General features: G+C 63.4%; 21 protein-coding genes. 14 read left to right on the forward strand and 7 right to left on the reverse strand.

Going from position 1 to position 21,259, the window contains the following annotated elements; translation table 11 throughout:
- Window positions 1-208 precede the first annotated feature (208 nt).
- Together ACIP1U_RS23880 and ACIP1U_RS23885 are read right to left on the reverse strand one after the other, a co-directional pair.
- Window positions 209-1,402: an acyl-CoA dehydrogenase family protein gene (locus ACIP1U_RS23880; protein ID WP_400320252.1), complete on the reverse strand. Its 1,194-nt coding sequence runs from the start codon at window positions 1,400-1,402 to the stop codon at window positions 209-211.
- 13 nt (window positions 1,403-1,415) lie between these two features.
- Complete coding sequence (locus tag ACIP1U_RS23885) at window positions 1,416-2,168, reverse strand: SDR family NAD(P)-dependent oxidoreductase (RefSeq protein WP_400320255.1); 753 nt, start codon at window positions 2,166-2,168, stop codon at window positions 1,416-1,418.
- Between the two features lie 136 nt (window positions 2,169-2,304).
- Here ACIP1U_RS23885 and ACIP1U_RS23890 point away from each other — a divergent pair, with 136 nt between their 5' ends.
- On the forward strand, window positions 2,305-3,000 hold the full coding sequence (locus ACIP1U_RS23890) for a GntR family transcriptional regulator (protein WP_400320258.1): 696 nt from the start codon (window positions 2,305-2,307) through the stop codon (window positions 2,998-3,000).
- Here ACIP1U_RS23890 and ACIP1U_RS23895 read toward each other — a convergent pair.
- Entirely contained in the window at window positions 2,976-3,275 is a 300-nt protein-coding gene (locus tag ACIP1U_RS23895) for a hypothetical protein (RefSeq protein WP_400320261.1), read from the reverse strand. The two genes, ACIP1U_RS23890 and ACIP1U_RS23895, sit on opposite strands and share 25 nt — an antisense overlap.
- A 23-nt stretch (window positions 3,276-3,298) precedes the next feature.
- Between ACIP1U_RS23895 and ACIP1U_RS23900 the strand changes: the two genes are divergently transcribed.
- On the forward strand, window positions 3,299-3,775 hold the full coding sequence (locus ACIP1U_RS23900; RefSeq protein ID WP_400320264.1) for a 3-hydroxyanthranilate 3,4-dioxygenase: 477 nt from the start codon (window positions 3,299-3,301) through the stop codon (window positions 3,773-3,775).
- Window positions 3,776-3,801: 26 nt separating this feature from the next.
- A complete protein-coding gene (locus tag ACIP1U_RS23905) occupies window positions 3,802-4,803 on the forward strand; it encodes an amidohydrolase family protein (RefSeq protein WP_400320266.1) in 1,002 nt (333 codons plus the stop codon).
- Window positions 4,804-4,853: 50 nt separating this feature from the next.
- Here the strand turns inward: ACIP1U_RS23905 and ACIP1U_RS23910 are convergent, their stop codons facing one another.
- From ACIP1U_RS23910 to ACIP1U_RS23920, 3 genes are all read right to left on the reverse strand, one after another.
- The gene (locus tag ACIP1U_RS23910; protein WP_400320269.1) at window positions 4,854-5,594 is read right to left on the reverse strand and encodes a dienelactone hydrolase family protein; all 741 of its coding nucleotides are present in this window, start codon (window positions 5,592-5,594) and stop codon (window positions 4,854-4,856) included.
- Between the two features lie 82 nt (window positions 5,595-5,676).
- On the reverse strand, window positions 5,677-6,489 hold the full coding sequence (locus tag ACIP1U_RS23915; protein WP_400320272.1) for a helix-turn-helix domain-containing protein: 813 nt from the start codon (window positions 6,487-6,489) through the stop codon (window positions 5,677-5,679).
- A gap of 282 nt (window positions 6,490-6,771) precedes the next feature.
- Entirely contained in the window at window positions 6,772-7,128 is a 357-nt protein-coding gene (locus ACIP1U_RS23920) for an ABC transporter substrate-binding protein (RefSeq protein WP_400320275.1), read from the reverse strand.
- A gap of 174 nt (window positions 7,129-7,302) precedes the next feature.
- On the opposite strand from ACIP1U_RS23920, the gene ACIP1U_RS23925 reads away from it, so the two are divergent.
- From ACIP1U_RS23925 to ACIP1U_RS23960, 8 genes are all read left to right on the forward strand, one after another.
- Window positions 7,303-7,857: a DUF3455 domain-containing protein gene (locus ACIP1U_RS23925; RefSeq protein WP_400320277.1), complete on the forward strand. Its 555-nt coding sequence runs from the start codon at window positions 7,303-7,305 to the stop codon at window positions 7,855-7,857.
- A gap of 73 nt (window positions 7,858-7,930) precedes the next feature.
- Window positions 7,931-8,542 (forward strand): sigma-70 family RNA polymerase sigma factor, encoded by a 612-nt coding sequence (locus tag ACIP1U_RS23930; RefSeq protein ID WP_400320280.1) that lies wholly within the window; start codon window positions 7,931-7,933, stop codon window positions 8,540-8,542.
- The gene (locus ACIP1U_RS23935) at window positions 8,539-9,285 is read left to right on the forward strand and encodes an anti-sigma factor domain-containing protein (protein ID WP_400320281.1); all 747 of its coding nucleotides are present in this window, start codon (window positions 8,539-8,541) and stop codon (window positions 9,283-9,285) included. The genes ACIP1U_RS23930 and ACIP1U_RS23935 overlap by 4 nt, the downstream gene beginning before the upstream one ends.
- A gap of 342 nt (window positions 9,286-9,627) precedes the next feature.
- The gene (locus tag ACIP1U_RS23940; protein WP_400320283.1) at window positions 9,628-10,566 is read left to right on the forward strand and encodes a hypothetical protein; all 939 of its coding nucleotides are present in this window, start codon (window positions 9,628-9,630) and stop codon (window positions 10,564-10,566) included.
- 285 nt (window positions 10,567-10,851) lie between these two features.
- Window positions 10,852-12,393: a hypothetical protein gene (locus ACIP1U_RS23945; protein ID WP_400320285.1), complete on the forward strand. Its 1,542-nt coding sequence runs from the start codon at window positions 10,852-10,854 to the stop codon at window positions 12,391-12,393.
- Between the two features lie 7 nt (window positions 12,394-12,400).
- Complete coding sequence (locus ACIP1U_RS23950) at window positions 12,401-13,516, forward strand: caspase family protein (protein ID WP_400320286.1); 1,116 nt, start codon at window positions 12,401-12,403, stop codon at window positions 13,514-13,516.
- Window positions 13,503-15,158 carry a hypothetical protein gene (locus ACIP1U_RS23955; protein ID WP_400320288.1) on the forward strand — a complete coding sequence of 552 codons (1,656 nt, stop codon included), beginning with the start codon at window positions 13,503-13,505 and terminating at the stop codon, window positions 15,156-15,158. The genes ACIP1U_RS23950 and ACIP1U_RS23955 overlap by 14 nt, the downstream gene beginning before the upstream one ends.
- Before the next feature lie 188 nt (window positions 15,159-15,346).
- Window positions 15,347-17,077 (forward strand): methyl-accepting chemotaxis protein, encoded by a 1,731-nt coding sequence (locus ACIP1U_RS23960; protein ID WP_400320486.1) that lies wholly within the window; start codon window positions 15,347-15,349, stop codon window positions 17,075-17,077.
- Window positions 17,078-17,160: 83 nt separating this feature from the next.
- Here the strand turns inward: ACIP1U_RS23960 and ACIP1U_RS23965 are convergent, their stop codons facing one another.
- Window positions 17,161-18,078, reverse strand: a complete 918-nt coding sequence (locus ACIP1U_RS23965) for a LysR family transcriptional regulator (RefSeq protein WP_400320291.1) — start codon at window positions 18,076-18,078, stop codon at window positions 17,161-17,163.
- 103 nt (window positions 18,079-18,181) lie between these two features.
- Between ACIP1U_RS23965 and ACIP1U_RS23970 the strand changes: the two genes are divergently transcribed.
- The 3 genes from ACIP1U_RS23970 (at window position 18,182) to ACIP1U_RS23980 (ending at window position 21,125) form a co-directional block, all read left to right on the forward strand.
- Complete coding sequence (locus ACIP1U_RS23970) at window positions 18,182-19,351, forward strand: pyridoxal-phosphate dependent enzyme (protein WP_400320294.1); 1,170 nt, start codon at window positions 18,182-18,184, stop codon at window positions 19,349-19,351.
- Window positions 19,352-19,376: 25 nt separating this feature from the next.
- Window positions 19,377-20,345: a tripartite tricarboxylate transporter substrate binding protein gene (locus ACIP1U_RS23975; RefSeq protein WP_400320296.1), complete on the forward strand. Its 969-nt coding sequence runs from the start codon at window positions 19,377-19,379 to the stop codon at window positions 20,343-20,345.
- Window positions 20,346-20,480: 135 nt separating this feature from the next.
- Window positions 20,481-21,125 carry an isochorismatase family cysteine hydrolase gene (locus ACIP1U_RS23980; protein ID WP_400320299.1) on the forward strand — a complete coding sequence of 215 codons (645 nt, stop codon included), beginning with the start codon at window positions 20,481-20,483 and terminating at the stop codon, window positions 21,123-21,125.
- Window positions 21,126-21,259 lie beyond the last annotated feature (134 nt).

Consider the following 21,259-nt stretch of genomic DNA (forward strand, 5'->3'; position numbering starts at 1 on the left):
GTGGATAACTTCGCTGGAAACCCGCTATACATCAATATGGGGCAGTGAAAACGCCCCTCGCAACAAAAACCCCGACATACCAACTGTGCGAAATGCGGGTGTAGCGGCAAAGTTGTAATGTCCGGTTTTGGCAAAGTTGAAATGTCGTACCCCCTTGCCCAGGCTGGCATGCCGCCGCTTGTCATCGCCAGCGGCCAGCGACCGCACGTCACCGATCGCGCGACGACTCCAGCGTGTCGCGCTTGATCTTCTTCGCGAGCGACCACTTGTGGACTTCGGTCGGGCCGTCGTAGATCCGGAACGCACGCAGCTCACGGAACGCCTGGTCGACGATCGTGTCGCGCGACACGCCGTTGCCGCCCAGAATTTGCACGCAACGGTCCGCGACGCGGAACAACGCTTCGGAGACGGCAACCTTGGCCATCGAGCTTTCGGTTGTGCCCGCCGAACCCGTGTCGAGCACGCCGGCGCACCAGTCGATCATCAGCGCAGCCTGCTGCAGATCGATGAGGTTCTCTGCCAGCATGAAGCCGACGCCTTCATGGTCGATCAGCAACTTGCCGAATGCCTTGCGGGTCGTGGCGTAGGTTCGAGCGATCTCGTCCGCCCGCGTGACCGTGCCGAACCAGCGCATGCAATGGGAAAGCCGCGCCGGCGACAGCCGTACCTGCGCATAGCGAAAGCCTTCGTTCACCTCGCCCAGCACCTGGTCGGCAGGCACGCGCAAACTGTCGATGAGGACCAGCGCATGCCCGCCCGGCATGGAGCTGTCGATCGTGTCGAGCACGCGCTCGGTGCGCATGGCCGGGTGCGGCAGGTCGACGAGGAACATCGTGGCCTGCGCGCGCTCGCCCTCGCCTGTTCGTGCCATCACGATGCCCACGCTGGCACCTTCGGCGCCGGTGATGAATTTCTTGCTGCCGTTTAGCACCCAGTCATCGCCATCGCGAACCGCCGTGGTGCGCAGCATCGACGGATCCGACCCGGCGCCACCCTCTTCCGCAGGCTCGGTCATGAAAAACGCCGAGCGGGCGTCGCCACGGATCAGCGGGTCAAGAAACCGGGCTTTCTGCGCCGCGGATGCCACTTTGCCCAGCAGGAACATGTTGCCTTCGTCGGGCGCCATGGTATTGACGGCGACGGGCCCGAGCGGCGACAGGCCCGAGCGCTTGAGCACGGCGGCGGTTTCACGCTGGCTCAAGTGGCTGCCATCGGCAAGGATATGCGGCGTCATCACGCCCGCCTCGCGCGCCCTGGCGCGCAGTTCCTCGACCAGTTCGGCCGAGGGGCCATGCGCGGTGCAGCGCGGATCCTGTTCGTACGGTGCAACGACATCGCGCACAAAACGCTCCACGCGGTCCGCGATCTCCTGGCTTCTTTCGGTGGGACAAGGGGTGAACATGGGTACCATTCCCTTAAAGTGTGTTGACCAGATGGCCGCCGTCGACGGCCAGCACAGTGCCCGTCATGTAGCGCGAAGCATCGGACGCCAGCAGTAGCAGCGGCCCCTCCAGATCCTCGAGTTGACCCAGACGGCGCTGCGGTATGCGATGAATGAGCGCCTTGCCGGCATCGGTCTGCCAGAAGTCTCGGTTCAGTTCGGTATCGATGTAGCCGGGCGCCAGGGCGTTCACGCGAATGCCATGGCGCGCCCATTCGAGTGCGAGCGTCTTCGTCAGCTGCACGACGCCCGCCTTGGAAACAGCATAGGACACCACGCCACCCGCCTGTCGCAGTCCCAGGATCGACGCCACGTTGATGATGCTGCCGCCGCCGCGTTCGCGCATGCCGGGGGCCAGTGCCTGCGCCACGTAGAACAGGCCCTTGAGATTGGTGTCCATCACCTGATCCCAGTCTTCCTCTGCATGCGCGAGCGCTGGTCCTTCGCGTACCAGCCCGGCGTTGTTGACCAGGATATCGATGGGCCCGGCCGCTTCGACCAGGGCGGCGCGCGACGCGGCGCTGGTCACATCGAGCGCCACGCAGCGCGCACGCCCGAATTGTCCCACCTGTTTCGCCACCGACTGCAGTGCATCTACCCGGCGTGCCGCCAGCACCACTTCGGCGCCGTGGGCGGCCAGCCGTTGCGCGAAGTGCGCGCCCAGCCCGCTCGATGCCCCGGTAACCAGCGCCCGCTTGCCCGCGAGGCTGAGCAACGTTTCCCCCATGGATATCTCCGTCCGTTTGCATCACAGGACCAGATTGTAGGATGATTTCATCCTATGTCAACGCCTTCGACCCTGACTGCCCGGCCAATCCATTAGAATCGCGCCCGTGCCACGATCGACCTCTCCTTCCTCCGCAATGTCCATCGATACCTCCGTTGTGCCCGACCCGGCGGGCCGCAGCGCGTCTGACACGGTGTTCTTCGGGATCATGAATGGCCTGGACCTGGGCAGCTTCGTGCCCGGCCAGCGGCTCGTGGAAACAGACCTTGTCACGCATTTCGGCGTGGGCCGCAATTCTGTGCGTGAGGCGCTGCAGCGTCTGGCCGCCGAGGGCATCGTCGACCTCCCCCGCCATCGCGGCGCCATCATCCGCCGGCTGACCTTGCAGGAAACCCTCGATGTCCTGGATGTCGCCGAGCGCATGACTGGCCTGCTTGCGCGCGCGGCCACCCGAGGCAGCGGCAACCGGCCGCTGGCCCAGGCGCTGCGCGCTTCGGTACAGGCGCTCGTCGCGGCAGAGAAGGCGCATGACGACGAAGCCTTCTCCAGCGCCAGGCGGAATTTCTATCGCACGATGCTGGAGATGGGTGACAACCGCGAACTGCGCCGGCTGTTTCCGAGCATCCATATGCCGATCGTGCACGCGCAGCATCGGTTGGCCTCACTGCGACAAATGCGTCTGGACGATTACCGGCACATTGCCACAGCCGTGCTGACAGGCGGCCCCGAAAGAGCAGAGGCTGCCGGCGCGGCGCACGTGCAGAACGTGCGCCGCGCAATCCTGGAAAGGCAACCGCACTTGGGAGATCACCTTGCCGGCGATACACCGTAGCGATTGCAATCTGAAGCACTGCGCACCATTCTGCTCGACTTCAGCTGGCGAAACGCTCGGCAAGTGCTGAAGCTGCCGCGCACCGCATACAGCATCGCCTTGTTGTCGCTGTGCCGGTAGCGCAGCGTATAAATCTGGGCCGCCAGGGTGAGTGCGGGCGTGATGTCATAGGCGCCCCCACATACAAGAGGTCGCTGCGGGGCGTGCTGCTGCCGTCGTTGTCGCGCCGGATCACACCCCATCTGCGCATCGAGATCAAGGCGATCGCCTACCATCCGCTCGCCCGCTAGGAGTCAGCATGCTCAAGCCCCCCGTGGGCAACCAGCAGGTCTGGAAAGACGCCGACCTCATGGTCACGGTGGTGGGCGGCCCCAATCATCGCACCGACTACCACGACGACCCGCTCGAGGAGTTCTTCTACCAGATGCGCGGCAACGCCTATCTGAACCTGTGGATCGACGGCAAGCGGGAGCGCGTGGACCTGAAGGAAGGCGACATCTTCCTGCTGCCGCCCCATGTCCGGCATTCGCCGCAACGACCCGAGGCCGGCAGCGCCTGCCTGGTCATCGAGCGCCAGCGCCCGGCGGGCACCGTGGACGGATTCGAATGGTATTGCGACGGCGAGGATGGCTGCGGCCACCTCGTCCATCGCGTGGAGGTGCAATTGCAGAACATCGTCACTGACCTGCCCCCGCTCTTCGAGGCCTTCTATCACAGCGAGCAGCACCGCCGATGCCCCAACTGCGGCAGGATCCACCCGGGCAAGGGTGCCTGATGCGCAACCACACGGCTTCAACCATCATGAAGAAGATTGATATGCATGCCCCCTTCTTTCCGCGCATTGCGCGGGAAGAAGCCGCCGCGCTGGACGCGGATAATGCGCCCTGGCTTGCCATCGACGCCGATGGCGAAACCGGCCACATCATGGTGGGCGACAAGCGCTTCCGGCCGGTCTATCGCGCGCTGTGGGATCCCGCCCTGCGCATCGAGGAAATGGACCGCAACGAACTGGACATCCAGATCATCTGCGCCACGCCCATCATGTTTGGCTACCGCCACGAAGCCGGCGCCACGGCCGCATGGGCGCAGCGGATGAATGACCTCGCCCTCGAGCATTGCGCCTACCGCCCGGATCGCCTGAAGGCGCTGGCGCAGGTGCCGCTGCAGGACCTGGATCTGGCCTGCCGCGAGGCGACGCGTGCCAAGGCCGCCGGCCATGTCGGAGTTCAGATCGGCAACCACCTGGGTCCGCACGACCTGGATGACCGCCACCTGGTCGATTTCCTGGTGCACTGCGCGAATGACGGTATCCCTGTGCTGGTCCACCCGTGGGACATGATGACCGACGGGCGCATGAAGAAGTGGATGCTGCCATGGCTGGTCTCGATGCCCGCGGAAACGCAGCTCGGGAACCTCTCGCTGATCCTGTCCGGCGCCTTCGAGCGCATTCCCGAGACGCTCGGGCTGTGCTTTGCCCATGGCGGCGGCGCCTTCGCCTTCCTGCTGGGCCGGGCGGAAAACGCCTGGCATTGCCGGGACATCGTCCGCCAGGACTGCCCGCATCCGCCTTCCCACTACCTGAAGCGCTTTTGCGTCGACAGCGCCGTGTTCGACGACCGCGCGCTGCGGCTGCTGGTCGAGGTCATGGGCGCCGACAGGGTGATGCTGGGCTCGGACTACCCGTTCCCACTGGGCGAGCAACAGATCGGCAAGCTCGTCGCCGACAACCCCTGGCTCGACGACGGTACCCGGGCACAGATCATGGCGGCCAATGCCGCGCGCTTCTTCGGCCTGGCAGGCTGAGGCGCGGCATCCCGGCGGTGTCTTGCGCGTCGCCGGTAACCATGGCCACGCTACAAACTCAGCCGCTCAGCCAGGAATGCCTGCATGGCGGCCCAGGAGCGGCGGTCCGCGGCCGCGTCATAGACGATGCCACGCTCTGGAAAGCTCGCCCCTTCGAACGTGAAGGCATGGCGGGCATGGCCATAGGCATGCAGTTGCCAGTCCGCACCAGCCTCGGTCAGTTCCTTTGCGATGCCAAGGACGTCTCCCGGCGGAGCAACCGGGTCTTCCCAGCCATGCAGCAGCAGGATGCTGGCGGTAATCGCCGCCTGCTCGCCGATGCGAGGCGGTTGCAGGACCCCGTGGACGCTGACGGCGGCCAGGAGATGCGGCGGCGCCGCGCGCGCCAGGTCCAGCGCGCACAGACCGCCAAAGCAATACCCGACAACGGCCATGCGGCTTGCGTCGACCCCGGGCAAGGCCCTGGCAGCGTCAAGTCCCGCCAGCAGCCGCTGCCGCAACAAGGCGCGATCGCTCAGTAGCGGGTTCATGAGGCATGAGTTATCGCCGAGCTGGTCACCGCGGATGCCTTTGCCGTACACATCCGTCGCAAAACAAACGTATCCCAAGGACGCGATCCGGTCGGCACACCGCAGCATCGCTTCGTTGAGACCGCTCCACTCATGGGCGAGTACAACACAGGGCGCGAACGGTGCCAGGCTTGTCTGCGTGGCCAGGTAGCCCTCGAACACGGTCCTGCCGTCCGTGTACTCGACGAACTTTCGTTCCAAGGGAAGAACTTCGGCATCCATATGCATCTCCTTTTCGTGCGGCAAGGATGCAGGAGCGGCGGCGCGGCGTATTGAACGTTTGGGACGCTGGTCGGAATCCTCGTCAGAGGTAAAAGGCGGGCCCGTCGGCCGGCAGCCGGCCGAAATGCGCGGCCAGCGGAGATGGTCCGCTGCGAGCATAGCTCCCGGGCGTGCAGGCAAGGCGCCGGCGCCAATGACGGATCTGGTGTGCCTGGTCGCTGTAACCCGACAGCGCATCGCCCTCGCCGCTCTGCACGGCCTGGATGCTGGACTGCAGGCGTTCCAGGTCCATTAGCCGCTTGGGGCTGACACCGAGGTGCCGCTCGAACAACCGGTTCAGTTGGCGGCGGCTTACGGCAGCCAGGCTCGCGACTTCCTGGACCTGCCTGCCCTGGCGCAAGCTCGCATGGGCCGCGGCGAGCGTTGGTATTTCGGCCACCGGTCTGATGGCACTCATGCGACGAAGCAGCCAGGCGTCCAGCTGAGTGGCAATCCGGTGCGGTGTCCAGGCCGCGCTGAGGTCGACGCTGAGGGCGCGGGTTTTCCTGTCCCCCATGTAGGCCGACAAGTCCAGCAACTGATCACTGCAGTCGGGGCCGACGCCGGGGAACAGCCGCGCGAGCCCGATGCAGCTCAGCATCGCCATGACGAAATACGTATCCGACCACGAGCGCCAGCGTCGGCTCGTCGTTTGCAAGCCCAGCAGGGAAACGCCGGGAACGGTGATGCCGCCCTCCATCTCATTCGGGCGGCCGAAATTGACCGAAAGGACGGCACCGGGGTACGGGCAAGTTACGATTGGCGTTCCTTCATAGACGCCCTCGAGATCCTGCACGAACCAGTATCCGTTGACATAGGGAGCCAAGGCTGTTGTCGGGGCAATCACATGGAACATGCGTGAGACTCACTGAGGCTGAAATCGGGGTCTGGTCACTCAACGCCGATTCTTGCACGAACCGAGCCACGCGCTGGCACTTTGGCTTCCAGGCCGGGATGGGCGTCTGCCTTCTCTGCCTCCGCGCCAGCGCAGGCTGTCAATCGTGCTGCGGCCAACCGATGCTGAGTCACCGTCGCGCCAGCTTCGCAGGGCTGTCAAGGTCTTGAGGCAACGCTTGGCAAATTCCTTTGCGCCCAAAACGGGCCCGCAGACGTCATTCCGCCGTCGCGCCGGACGCTTTCACCGCCTTCCCCCACTGTTCGCGCTCGCTGCGCAAACTGGCCAGCCGCTCCTTGCCCCCCCGGCGCGGATACCGAACTCGCGTGCTGACGTGATAACGTTGACCAGGTCGCCGCCAAAGCTGGCCAGGCCGATCACGCCGGCATCGCTGCCCTGCGCCCGCACCACCGTGGAGGAAGAATCGGATGCGCCCAACGGATGGCGTACTTCGCCGGCCACGCTGCCGCCCTCCTTCTCCAGCGCCGCGCGCGCCGCGTTCACGATGTCGTGGCCGCCGGCGTAGTCGGCGGTGATGAAGTACCAGCGCTTGCCGCCCTGCCTGGCCACGGTGCGCGAGCGCATAGGAATCGTAGGCATAGTGCACGGAAGTGGCAGAGCACAGGTCACCGGTCAGCCGGTCCGAAGCCGGACCGCTCAGCACTCGTTTGACCGAATTTTTTGATCCGGCTGCATCCAAACGCGCGTCTGGCGTGTAGAGGCTGTACAGCCCCAACGGCTGGCGTTGAACCCCGACACTTCAGGAGCCACACCATGATCCGCACTTCCCTTCTCATTCCGGTATCGGCCTGCCTCTTGCTGGCGGCCTGCGCCGGCACCATGCACCGCTCGGACATGATGTCCGCCCCCATGCCGGTGGCGGACGCCATCAAGGTGCCCGATGGCCACAAGCTTGCCATGCAGACCGTGGGCGTGGGCGAACTGCGTTATGAATGCCGCGCAAAAGCCAATACCACCGACCAGTTCGAGTGGGCCTTCGTCGGTCCCACGGCCACGCTCAACGACCGGAGCGGCAAGGCCGTCGGCAAATACTACGGGCCGCCAGCCACGTGGGAATCGATGGATGGTTCTAAGGTCACCGCCACGCAGGTCGCCGTGGCGCCGGGCGGCGACGGCAACATCCCGCACCAGCTCGTCAAGGCCAACCCGGCAGTGGGCAGCGGCATGATGAGCGGGGTGACCTATATCCAGCGCGTGGCCACCAAGGGCGGCGTTGCGCCAGCCGCCGCGTGCAGCGCCGCCAACCGTGGCGCCGCGCAGACGGTCCGGTACCAGGCCGACTACCTGTTCTGGAAGGCGTCGGCATAACGGCCGCGCCGCTCAGGGTAATCCCAGCGGGCTGCCGTCCGCGGCCACGGGTAAGATGTGCGCGAAGGCGCCCTTGCCCGCAGCCGCCAACCGTGAGCCCGCTCTCTTGATTGCCGCCCTGCCTCCCGTCACCGACCGTTTCGACTACGAATCCGCGCTCGCGGGCTGTGCCACCCGCGACGTGGCGGCATTGCGCCGCCTGTACGAGCATGCCGCGCCTTACCTGTTGGGTGTTGCCATGCGTATCGTCCGGGACCGGGCCACGGCGGAGGATGTGTTGCACGATGCCTTCATCAAGGTCTGGAACCATGCCCACACGTTCGACCCCGCGCGCGGTGCGGCACGCGGCTGGCTGTTCAGCCTGGTCCGGCATCAGGCGCTCAACGTGGTGCGCGACCGCCTGCGGCAGGTCCTGCCCGATGAGGAAATGGCGCAAGCGATCGAGAACGACACCGCACTGGCCGCCGCGGCAGGCATGGCGCCCGCCGGCGAAACGCGCGTGATGATGAGCCGGCTGGCCATCTGCCTCGATGAACTGGATGCGCCCAAGCGCGACAGTATCCTGTACGCGTACGTCGATGGCTGTTCGCACGGCGAGATCGCGGCGCGGCTCGGTGCCCCGCTGGGCAGCGTGAAGGCCTGGGTCCGGCGTGGTCTGCAGGCACTGAAGGAGTGCATGCAATGAGCGGCAAGTCCGATAGACCCGGTGATCCGCACCGCGACGACTGGGACGCGCTGGACGAGCTGGCCTCCGGCTACGTGCTTGGCACGCTCTCCATCGCGCAGCGCGAAGATGTTGAGCGCCGCAAGCCTGCGGAACCGGCGCTGCGCGACCGCATCGACTACTGGGAGTCACGGCTGCATCCGATGACGGCGCTGGCTGAGCCGGTAATGCCATCGCCGCACCTGTGGGGGCGTATTGTGCAGAGCATTGGCCATGGCAAGCAGCCAGGCCGCTCCAACGTTCCCGGTCCGCTCGGATGGTGGCATTCGCTCGTGCTCTGGCGCGGCATTGCTTTCGGCGCTACCGCGTGCTCGCTGCTGCTTGCGGCGCTGCTGGGGCTGCGCGCGTTTGCGCCGCCCCAGCCGCCGCGCTATGTGGTGGTGCTGGCCGCCCCGCAGGACAAGACCCCGGGGTGGCTGATCCAGGCATCGAACACCCGCAAGCTCAGGCTGATCCCGCTCGGCGCGCAGGCAGCCCCGCCCAATCGCGCGCTCCAGTTCTGGACTAAGGCTGATAGCTGGAGCGGCCCGGTGTCGCTTGGGCTGGTGCAGGCCGACCGGTCGCTCGATGTCGCGCTGGACCGCCTGCCAGCACTGCAGGCCAATCAGCTATTTGAAATCACGCTCGAGCCGCCGGCCGGATCGCCGGTCGGACGTCCCACCGGGCCGGTGCTCTACATCGGGCGCGCGGTGGCGGTACGCTAGCAAGCTCGACATCCCATCGTTCCGGGTCCACGGGGTGTGGCCAGCCGGGTTGCCGCGACTGCAGCGGAACACGGACGCGTGAAGTGCTGGTGGTCGCACTCCAGCGCGGCATGATACGTCGGGCACCACCGGCCAGCCCAAGGGCTGCATGCTGGGTCACGGCTACTACGCGTGGGTCGTGTGATGGGCGAAGCGCATGATTACCGGCCTCACGATGATTGGATGTACTTGGGGCCCTTCCAGACTTCTGGCTGATAACCAGCGGATGCGGCGGCGCCTATCCTTCCTTTTGTCCGTCGCGCAGTCGCGCCGGTGGTATCCGTTTGCCAGCAAGGAGCGATCATGCCGAATCCGCGCATCACGCCAGCCTCCCACCTGCAGACCGATGCCGCACCGGATTTCAATCTGTTCACGTTGAAGTTGCTTGCCCAAGGGGACTCGTGGTTCTCCATCAATGGGCTGAGCCTCTTTACCGCGTCGTCAATCCTGATGCGGTCAAGGTTCACAGCCGACACCATCGTCGTGAACTGCGCAGATCCCGCCGACTTGTTGAAGCACATGGTGGACTGGCGCAACGACCCGTTCTTCTTCAGGTACCTCGCCGCGGGAAGCAATTTCGAGGAGAAGTGGGACGGACTGCTGATATCCGGCGGGGGCAACGATCTCATCGATGCGCTGGGCGTGCTGCCGCAGGACGCGCATGGCGTGCCCCGCATGCAAGCAGAGCGCCTTCTGCTGACCCCGTCAGAACGCGCCGCGACAGGGTCGATCGAAAGATATGTCTCACAGGATGGATGGGCGGTTTTCCGTGCACACATGCTCGAGCAATACCGCGCATTGGAGACATTGCGCGCTACGAGTGCCAGGAACCAGGGCATTCCCATTTTTACGCATTGCTATGCCTATGCGCAGCCCCGGAATGTAGGCGCCGGCCCGTTGGGGCCATGGCTGCACCCGGCGCTGCTCGCCTATGATGTTCCGCCTGAGGACTGGCTGGCGCTGACCAGGCACTTTATCGATCTCCTGCACGACGAAGTCATTACAAGATCCAGCCTCGCCAATCTCCATATCCTCGATACGCGGGCCCTGATCCCGCCCGCGTCGCCGAATCCAGGGGTAAAGGATCCCAACTGGCTGAATGAGATTCACCCGACGGCGAAGGGATACGATCTCATCGCGCCTGCATTCGTGAAGATGATAGAAGACATCCTGCTGCCAACAGGTTCCCCGATCCCGTCGCCAGCGCCTGTGTTTCCGGGGTCGACGTTGCATGGTGGCTGATCGTCGCTCCCGACCTGCCTTGCAACTTGCGCGGTCGCCTGCAGCCGGACTCCGCTTGCCGTAGTTGGGGACGGACGCAACCAGCGGGTGCAGCGCAAACCAGCGTCACGCATTCTTTTTCCGACACATGCACTCAGGTATGCGCCCTCCCCGGTCGAGGTTGCAACTGCCATGCCATCGCCTATCCTTCGGAGGCGCATCGCCTTGTTCCATACATTTTCCTGAGTTGCAGTGAGCCGACGACGGCAGCGATTGGCTTGCACTTGGGCATGAGGGGAAGAAACCATGTCAGCTTCCGATATCCAGGAGAATCATGTCCTGCACAGCAGCAATGGCAGGTTCTCGGCCGACACGAGTTCCCGTCTCGGGGATGTATCGAGAATCCTCAGGGAAGCGCATGCGCGGGGCGCCGCGAGCGGTCTGGTCATGCATTTTCACGGCGGGCTGAACAGCGAGGCGGTTGGCAGGGCAATCGCGGAAAAGCTGACCCCGAGATATCTCGAGGCAGGCGGCTATCCTCTGTTCTTTGTCTGGGAGTCGGGGGCCTGGGAGAGTATCCGCAACAATCTGAGCGATGTTCTTTCCGACCCGGCGTTCCGTGAACTGGTCAAGAAGGTCGCCGAATGGTCAGTCAAGAAGCTGGGTGGCAGGCTCGGGCTCAAGGGCGGACCGGGGCAAGCGATCAACGAGCGCGAGTTCCGCAAGGAATTCGATGCCTGGTTCGACGGCCTGCAGCCGTCGCCTCCGGTGCCGCTCGGGGAGGCGGCCACACCCGCTGGCGGGTTCAAAGCCGCAGGCGGAGTCAATGAGGACGATCTCGCAGCCGAGATCGAAGTGGAACTGGATAGCGACCCGGAATTCCAGGACACCATCCAGAGGCTCCATAACGCCGGCCCGGGAGATCGCGTCAAGACCAAGGGCGCCGGCAATGCCGAGGTTCCGGAAAGGGTACTGATTGACAGTGACGCGCTCCAGGAGTTGTTTCCTGGCAGGACAGCCGCCACCAAAGGTGCCCTGGTCTGGCTGAGCGTCGCCAAATTCGTGGCGAAGCTCGTCATGCGCGTGATCAAGCGGCACGCCACCGGACGTGCTCATGGCATGTATTGCACCGTTGTCGAAGAGGTGCTGCGCTCCGCCTATATGGACAAGGTCGGGGCGGTCATGTGGAACCAGATGAAAAAGGACACCCTCGACAGTTTCGGAACGGATGCCGACTGTTGCGGCTCGGCCGTCGTGAACGTGCTTTCCGAACTCAAGGCGGAAGGGAAAACATTCTCGAAGATCACCCTGGTCGCTCACAGCACGGGTGCCCTATATATCTGCGATTTCCTGGACAAGATCAGCACGGTGGAGCCAGATCTTGGGTTCAACATTATTTTCCTCGCCCCCGCCGTGCGCCATGACAGGCTGGCCGCCGCGCTGCAGGCGCATCAGGCTCGAATTGCGAATTTCCGGCTGTTTGGCATGAGCGACGATCTCGAGTCCAATGACAACATGGTTCCCATCCTCTACCCTCGCTCGCTGCTGTACTTCGTTTCAGGACTCCTTGAGGGGCGTACGAACGATGACAACGGCTGGGAGGGAGAAGTCGATGCACCTGTCGTTGGCATGCAGCGCTATCTCGGCAATGGCGAGGTCTTCAATGAGAAAGACTTTCCGTATGTCGCCAGCGTTGGGCGATACCTGGCAAACCGCCCCGACACAGCGATCTGGTCGGAATCCGGAATTGGCGATGGCAGGAACTCAAGATCACGCAAGCACGGTGATTTCGATGATGACCCCGATACGGTGGCGAGCGTGGCCTGGATGATCAAGCACGGCTACTGAGGCGGCCATGCCGGACTCGACACTGGACCATTACGCGATTCTGGTGGGCGTTTCGACCTATGCCGACGCATCAACCTTTCCAAGGCTTGACAGCCCCCTGAATGACGTCGCGTTGTTCAGCCAATGGCTGACGGCACCCGACGGGGGGAACGTGCCAGCCGACCACATCACCACCCTGATCAGCCCGCCAACCATGCCCGAAGGGCTAGACCTCGACAGCGTGCCGCCACTGGCAGAGGATTTCAAGAAGGCGTTCAAGAAGCTCGTTCGCAATCAGGATGGGCGCATGGTCGCCAGGCAGGGTCGCCTGTATCTCTATTTTTCAGGTCACGGCTTCTGCGAAAGGAAGAGCCTGACACCACAAGCGACGCTGTACGCTGCCAATGCCACGCGAGATTTTCCCGAGAACATCTTCGGAACGTTTTACGCGCATACGGTCAGGGACAAAGCGCTCTTCAGCGAGATCGTGCTGATCATGGATTGCTGTCGCGACGCGGAGGTAAACCGGCCGCCCGATGTGCCTGCCATTAACGAGGCGAGCGGCGCGGAGGCGGAACAAACCAAGCTGTTCTGCCTGTACGCCGCCCCAAAGGGAGGCAAGGCAGTCGAGCGTGCCATTCCGGAACGGGCCAACCACGTTCACGGACTCCTCACCCACGCTTTCCTGAAGGCGCTTGACGAGGCACGGCCGGATGCCGGCCGCTTCATCACCAGTGCCTCACTGAAACGGCATCTGCTCGAGACATGGCCCGCGATATGCGGAGACTCCCCAGCCCCATTCCCCGAAGTTGTCACGCCAACCGGCTTCGACCTGCAGTTCCAGTCGCGAAACCGGGGTATCCGCAAAGCGTTTCGGTTGGGAAGCGCTCTCGAAGCGGCGGCCACCATGCATGTGTTCGATAACACTCAGCAGCTGGTTGCCGTTTGTCACCTTCGTCCAGTCCCGGAGCCATCCACAGTCGCATGGCACGACGGCGCCCCGGAAGCCATGCCTTTTGACGGCCTGTCGTTCTCGCTGTCGATGCATCCGGGCTTTTATCAATACACCATCGACCTGGGCGGTACGACCAGCAAGGATTTTTTCGCAGTAGAAACCGGCGGAGGACATCATGTCCCGCTCTGATGTGCCCCTTGTGGTGACGGCCACCGATTTATCGTCGGAAGTGATGGTGGTCGACGGGGACTTTCAGGTGCTGGCACGCGGCCTGCAGTGCGTTGAATTACGGGTGCCGCCGGGAATCTACCGTGCGCGAGCGCTAGTGGGCAGTCAACATAACGAGATGCTCTTCTCGGTTGAGGCTACCGACAGCCGCAAGACCGTACAGATTCCAGCGGTCGAGTTTTCATCGCCGATTCCACTGGCGCAGACCGCGACCTCGCGTGATTACCACCAGAACGCGCTCTCCGCAGCGGTCCATAACGCGACCGATGCCGCACGGCTTGGCGCCGGCTCGCAGATCGTCATCTTCCTCCGTGACCCCTCCGATCTGTGCTTCAGCCTGGAGCCGCATGAACTTGCGCGCTACGCGGAGAATTTCGATGGCTTTGTACTGAGCAAATGGGATGGCAATGATCGGCATGCGCTGAAAGAGATCGGTGTGTTCGAGCCGCAACGCGGCTACCTGGTGGCGTCCGTCCAGGCCAATCCCGGTGCCTACGCGCTTTCGCTGCCGTACCGCGACAATAACCGCCAGTTTCTGCCGCTGGTTGTTCCCGCTGGCTGGTCGCTCCATGTGTACATCACGATGGATGAGATCCCCCCAACCGGTCTAGGCAGGCGCGCAAACCTTGACGAGGCGGCAATCGTACTGGACCGGCTGCATGTCGGTTTCGAGCCGAACCGGACCGACCTCAAGGTGCTGGAGGTTGCGCGGCATGCACTTGCCCGGGGACACAACGTCCTGCAGCCAGCGGCCATGTCACAACTGCTTGAGGAGAAGTTCGCCAATCCCATGATGGGTATCATGGCGGCCCACCTGATGCTGCTGGAGCCACAGCCGAACCTGCCACTGGTGCAGACGGTCGTGGAGAACACCGGCTCGCTGATTGGTGCGGGCTTCCCGGACCTCCTTGCCCTCTCCTACCGCCTGAAGTCCGCTCGACCGGACGGCGCTTCCATCGACGACGCAAACCAGGTAGTGGCGGGATTGCGAGCCCCTCCCATGCTGCAACGGAGCTGGCATTTCCTGATGGAGGCCTGGCGCAAGGCTCCGCAACGCCCGGCACCAACGCATGGAGAGCCGTTCAGCCTGGCGAACCGGCTCGTCTCCTCCAGCGTCTGGCTTTCGTGGGAAAGTGATGCCAGCCCCGAAAGCGGGCTGCGGCTCAAGCCGCATGCGCCAGCATCTCGCGGCATCTCCATCCACGCGATCAGCGAGAAGCTCTCCGGCTACGTCGGCTACGTCCGAGAGAGAGTGAGCGGCACGCATGGCTCGGTCCCCTTGGCGGCTCCAGCCCTGGAGGCGCTCACCCTCGACGCGCTGGCACGGGTCGCCACGGCAATCGACTGGCGCCTGGTCGTCAAGCTCCTGAAAGCCGCAGAGATGGCGGGACGCCACGACATCAGGCTTTCACTCGTACAGCGGCAATTGATCCTGACGCTGAAGGCGGCACGTGAGCAGGTACTCGATGACGGTGAGCTGGACCACGACTTCCTCGAGCGTTTGCTGCGGACCGCCGATGTGCCGAGCGAGGTCATCAAGGAAGAGATGGCACGGCTGGTTACCGTTGCAACGAATTTGATCGCCAAAACTGCCGGGCGGTAAGCAGGCGTAACCCGCTGGCAACGGCAAGGGTTGGTACTGGTTGCCTGCGTCCCCTCCCCTATTTTGGGGGGTGAAATACTGGTCCCGTTGGACGTAAATCATGGATAAGCAAGCCAGACGCGGCGCATCATATGAGCAGCCGAGCAGAGCCGGTCTCGTTTGAAATCAATCCGAAACGTGAGCCGCACATGAACAACTTGAAAGTCTCTACTCGCTTGATGATGCTGACTGGGGTGCTGGCAACCCTGCTTGTGGTAATTGGAAGCCTGGGCCTGTGGGGAATAAACAGAACCCAGCAAGGTCTGGAAACTGTGTACAAGGACCGCATGCTGGCGGTCTTGCCGTTGGCCGAGATCGGCGACCGCCTGATGCGAAACCGGCTGGCCCTTGCGGTGGCCGTGATCACGCCGGATGCCGCCACGATCGCCTCCAGCGTGGAGACGGTCGAGTCCAATATCGTCGAGATTGGCAAGCTTTGGGACGCCTACCAGGCGACCGACATGACGCAAGAGGAGCAGCAGCTAGCCAGGGCCTTCTCCAAGGCGCGCGAGCAATTCGTGAAAGAGGGCCTGCTGCCCACCGTGGCTGCCCTGCAGGCCAATAACGTGGATGAAGCCAGGCTCATGGTGGCAGAGAAGTTGCGTCCATTGTTCGCCCCGGTTCGGGAGGGCAACCGTGCGTTGCAGAAGCTTCAGGCAGACGAGGCAAAACGGGAGTTTGACGTGGCGCAAGAGCGCTATGCTTCCCTGTTCACGGTGTTCATTGTCTGCATCTCCGCAGGTCTGGCATTTGCCATGGCGTTCGGCTTCTGGCTGGTGCGGTCCATCGGTCGCCAGCTCGGTGCCGAGCCAGGCGAGGCTGCCGGGCTGGCGCAGCGGGTGGCGGCCGGCGACCTGAGTGTTCCCATTGCGCTGAAGCCGGGGGACACCGCCAGCCTGATGGCCCAGCTCAAGGTCATGCAGGAGAGCCTGGTCAATGTGGTGACTGGTGTTCGCCAGAACGCCGAAGGGGTTGCCGCCGCGAGCGCCCAGATCGCACAGGGCAATGAGGATCTGAGCCAGCGCACCGAAGAGCAGGCCAGCGCCCTGGAAGAAACCTCCGCTTCCATGGAAGAGCTTGGCACAACGGTCAAGCAGAACGCTGACAACGCCAGCCAGGCCAATCAGCTGGCACTCGGTGCTGCGACCGTCGCCGTCAAGGGCGGTGAAGTGGTCGGGCAGGTGGTGGACATGATGAAGAGCATCAATGAAAGCTCTGGGCAGATCGCAGACATCATCAGCGTGATCGACAGCATCGCATTTCAGACGAACATTCTGGCGCTCAACGCCGCGGTTGAGGCAGCGCGCGCCGGCGAACAAGGCCGCGGCTTTGCGGTCGTGGCCGGCGAAGTGCGCAATCTCGCTCAGCGCAGTGCCGACGCTGCCAAGGACATCAAGAGACTGATCACCACCAGTGTCGAGCGCGTCGACCAGGGAACGGCCCTGGTCGACCAGGCGGGCGCGACGATGCAGGAAATCGTGAGTGCGATTAATCGCGTGACTGGGATCATGGGCGAGATCAGCGCGGCTAGCGTCGAGCAGAGCGCAGGCGTGACTCAAGTCGGCGAGGCCGTGAGCCAGATGGACCAGGCCACGCAGCAGAACGCGGCGCTGGTCGAGGAAAGCGCGGCTGCGGCAGAGAACCTGAAGGTGCAGGCGCGGGAACTGGTTCAATCCGTTTCAGTGTTCAAGCTAATGGCCATGCGAGACAGCGTGACGCGCGCGTCTGAATCGGCTGATGCAATGCCCGCTCGAGCTATGCGCTCCACGTCGGCGCAGACGGCTATCCCACCTCGGATCACTTCCAAGCCGGCGCGCGCTTCAATCGCGGCGAAAACAGGTCTGTCTCATACCGGCGATACGGCCTGGGATTCGTTCTGATTGGTGAAGTGCCGGCAGGCCACCACCCCTCCCGGTTGTGCTCCCGCTATGGTGGGCACCAACACTGGCTGACCGCTTTCCGGTCAGCTTCCCTGCAGGTCGGCCAAGCGCTGTCGGCACAGGCTGACGAACTGCTGCGCCGCGGTGGACTGCACTTGAGCCGGATGGAATGCCAGGACTGCCCGGAATCGTACCGGTGCAATGAGCGGCACGCTTCTTAGTCCAAGCGCCACATACATGCGGGCCACCAGCGGATTCGTGATTGCGAGCCCCGCTCCGGCCATGGCAAGCGCACATTGCGTGTGACTGTATGGTGTGGTTGCGACGAAGCGCGGCTCGATGCCGTGCTCGGAGAAGCTGGCCTCGAGCCGATGCTGAGCCGGATCCGCAGTATCCAGGCCGATAAGCGGCACATCGATCAGATCTTCTATTCCCACTTTGGCGCGCGCGGCGAAGGGATGCATCGCAGGAACGACGCACACGGCCGGCACCGAGTAGAACTCGGACGCAGTCAGGCCGCCGGTGTCTGCCTCGTCGCCCATAAACGCAAGATCGAGTTCACGCTGCAGCAAGCGTTCCCGCAGGTCTTGCGAGCTGTCTACATCCAGCTGGCAACGGATCCGGGGATAGCTGTGAATGAAATTTGCGACGGCCGAAGGCATCACGCTGGCCGCCATGGCGTGCATTGCGCCGACGCGCAGAACCGTATCCTCGTGCGAACGCAACTGGTCGACTTTGCGTTGCACGGCGTCGAGGCCGACATAGACGCGCTCGACTTCGTCCATCAGCGATGCCGCCTCGGGCGTCGGCACCATGCGGCCCTTGGAACGGTCGAACAATCTCAGGCGGGCCGCCTTCTCGAACTGCAGCACGATCTGCGTCACAGCCGGCTGGCTGATATGGAGAGCCTCAGCAGCGCGCCGCGCGGAGCCAAGGCGCATGACCATGCGAAACACTTCGATTTGCCGAGCGCTGATGGCGTTTTCGGTCCCTGCGTTCATAGCTCGATAGTATAAGTTTTACTTAACTCAAAGGATGGATGGCCCCAACCATCCACGCATGGCTTCACATAGACTGAAGCGAATTGCCACGTTGTCACTCGCCATGCGCACCCACCACCTGTCAAATGCCGGTAGTCTCGCCAACCCCGCACTGTATGCCCTGCAATGCATTACCTGCAACACACGATATCCGATCACCGACCTGCCTGAAGGGTGCCCCGCGTGCGCCAGCAGTGGCCGGCCGAGCAGTCTCGAAGCGGTCTACGACACGCGGCTACTCAATTTCGCACAGAAAAGCGAGGGTTATACCTGGGGACATTGGCTTCCCTATCTGAACGGCGTGTCCCTGGGGGAAGGCGACACACCATGCTTGCCGGTGCCGGCATTGGCGTCCCTGGCTGGGGTGGAGTCAATCTGGATCAAGAACGAAGGCGCAAATCCGACGGGCTCGCACAAGGACCGCATGTCGGCGCAGGCGCTAAGCCGGGCCCTGGATATTGGCGCGAGCGAGGTCGTGCTTGCCTCAAGCGGCAATGCTGCGGTCTCGGCAGCCGCCTATTGTGCTGCGGCGGGATTGGCCTGCGAAGTTGCAACCTACCGGGAACTGCCCGCCGTCTTTGACGCGGCTCTGCGCTATTACGGTGCCCGGCGTGTCATCTGCGATAACGGTCATGCGCGATGGGAGCACGTGCGCCGCCGCGTCAAGGACGATGGCGCCTTTGCACTGACCAATTTCAGCTTGCCAGCGGTCGGCAGTCCGACCTTTGGCGTCGAAGGCTATCGTGCCGTCGCGCTTGAATGGGCTGCCCAAGGATGCCGGCCCGACCACGTCATGGTGCCAACCGCGCGGGGTGACCTGTTGTGGGGCATCTACAGCGCACTGCGTGACCTGGTGACACTGGGTCATCTCCCGCAAGTACCGCGACTCTGGGCCGTCGAGCCATTTCCGCGGCTATCGCGCGTGTTGACGGGGGCGCCGCAACACGCCGACTTCCCTGGCGCCACACAGCAGTTCTCAACGGCCGGCTCAACCGTGACTGCCCAGCAGGTACACGCTGTGACGTATTCAGGGGGCGGTGCTGTTGTCATCGATGACGCGGCAGCACGCGACGGTACCCGGCATCTCGCCGCGGCTGGATTCTGGGTCGAACTGTGCGCGGGCGCGGGGCTAGCTGCGGCGCAGGCGCTACGCGCAGAGGGACGGATCGACGCAACCGAAACCGTGTTGCTGATGCTGACTGCGCGCGGTGACCGGGATCCCGGACAAGCATGATTTCAAACACATGGTGGAGCCACTCATGAACTTTCGCTGTCTTATCGCTGCCTTGGCATTTTTTCTCACCGGTTACTCGCAGTTCGCTCTGGCGGTCTATCCCGAAAAGCCGATCCGACTGATCGTGCCTTGGGCTGCGGGTGGCAGCACCGATGCGCTGGCGCGTGCTGTCGCGCAGCGTATGAGCGAATCGATGGGCCAGCCCGTGGTCGTCGAAAATCGCGCGGGCGCTTCGGGCCGAATCGGCGCCGAGGCGTTGGCGAAGTCGGCACCCGACGGCTACACGATTGGCGTCATCGAACTGGCACATACCGTTGCACCGTCAGTGTTCCGCCAGATGCCATACGATGTGCTGCACGACTTCACGCCGGTATCGCTGCTCGGTGAATCGCCGCTAGTTCTTTTTAGCGATAGCGCACGTTATCGCGCCGGCGACATCCAGCGTTTCCTGGCGGAATCACGCAAAGCGGGAGCGCCGTTGCAACTGGCCAGCAGTGGCAATGGCACGATCAGCCATCTGGCAGCCAAGATGCTGGAAGCCCAGGCTGGCATTCCGGTCGACGCCGTGCCCTATCGGGGCTCGGCTCCGGCGCTGACCGATGTGTCCGCCCAACTGGTCAAAGGCCATTTCGCGACCCTGGCAAGCGGCAGCAGCTTGCTCGCCGCAGGCAAGATTTCGGCACTGATGGTGACTGGACCGGCGCGTTTGCCGTCGCTTCCCGGCGTCCCGACCGCGGACGAAGCAAAGTTGCCGGGAATGCAGATCAGTCAGTGGTGGGCTCTGGTGGCACCCGCGCGCGCCCCCTCCCCAGTCGTGACCAGACTTGCCGAGGAAGTTCGCCTGGCGTTGGCGAATCCGCAGACCAAAGCACGGCTCAACAGCCAGGGGATCGATCTGAAAGGCTCCTCGCCTGCGCAACTGGGAGACAGGCTTAGGGGTGAAGTGGATCGCTGGGCGAACCTGGTGAAGCAGGCCGGGATCCAGCCAGAGTGAGCATGTCGAACCGTCCGGGCGCGCAATTCGCCGACCACGGCTGAAACGGCCAAAGGCCCCCATGCTTCCGTTCTTGAAATTTCCCTTCACGGAGGTCGTGGTAGAGTGGTTCATCATTCCTTATCGCGTAGCCCTATGTCACCAGCCGTTGAACGTGGCCCCGTCGATTCGGCAGACTTGGAACATGCCGATGATGCGCGCACTGTGACCATGCAGATTCCGGCAATTGTGCCGGCGCAAACCGCGCTTGTGGTCATGCACTATCAGACCGACATCCTGGAATTGTTTCCGTCGGTTGCGCCCACCCTGCTCTCCAATACGCGCAAGCTTTGTGACGCTGCGCGGGCCAGGGGCGTCAGCGTCTATTTCGCCAAGATTCACTTTAGTGCGGGCTATCCGGAAGTCAGTCCGTTGAACAGGAACGGGCAGGGAATCAAGCAACTTGGCCTTTTCGTCGACGATCAGATATCGCCGGAACTCGGCCAGCAGGCCACTGAACCGCTCATCATCGCGCATCGTGCCAGCGTGTTCTTTGGTACCGACCTGCAGGTACGGCTTTCCGCGCAGGGTATCGATACCCTGGTCATGGTGGGCATTGCATCGACCGGCGTGGTGCTGTCCTCGGTCGCGCACGCGAGCGATGCGGACTTCCGTTTGTTTACGGTCAAGGATTGCTGCTACGACCCGGATGAGGTCGTGCATGATCATCTTTTTTCAACGGCGTTCGATTCGCGAACAACGGTGCTTTCGCTCGCCGATGCCTTGTCATGGCTTGCCTGACGTTTGCTTGCATACCGCCGCAATGATGAGCAAGGTGGTGTCTTCGTCCAGTTCATGAAACGCTATCTGGCGCACCGGGGATTCGTGATTTGCTGGCCGGCCCACCAAGTGTGCGAGGGTGGGGTTATGGCCGC

This window comes from Cupriavidus sp. NPDC089707, from assembly GCF_044748965.1.
In the GTDB taxonomy this organism is placed as follows: Bacteria; Pseudomonadota; Gammaproteobacteria; order Burkholderiales; family Burkholderiaceae; genus Cupriavidus.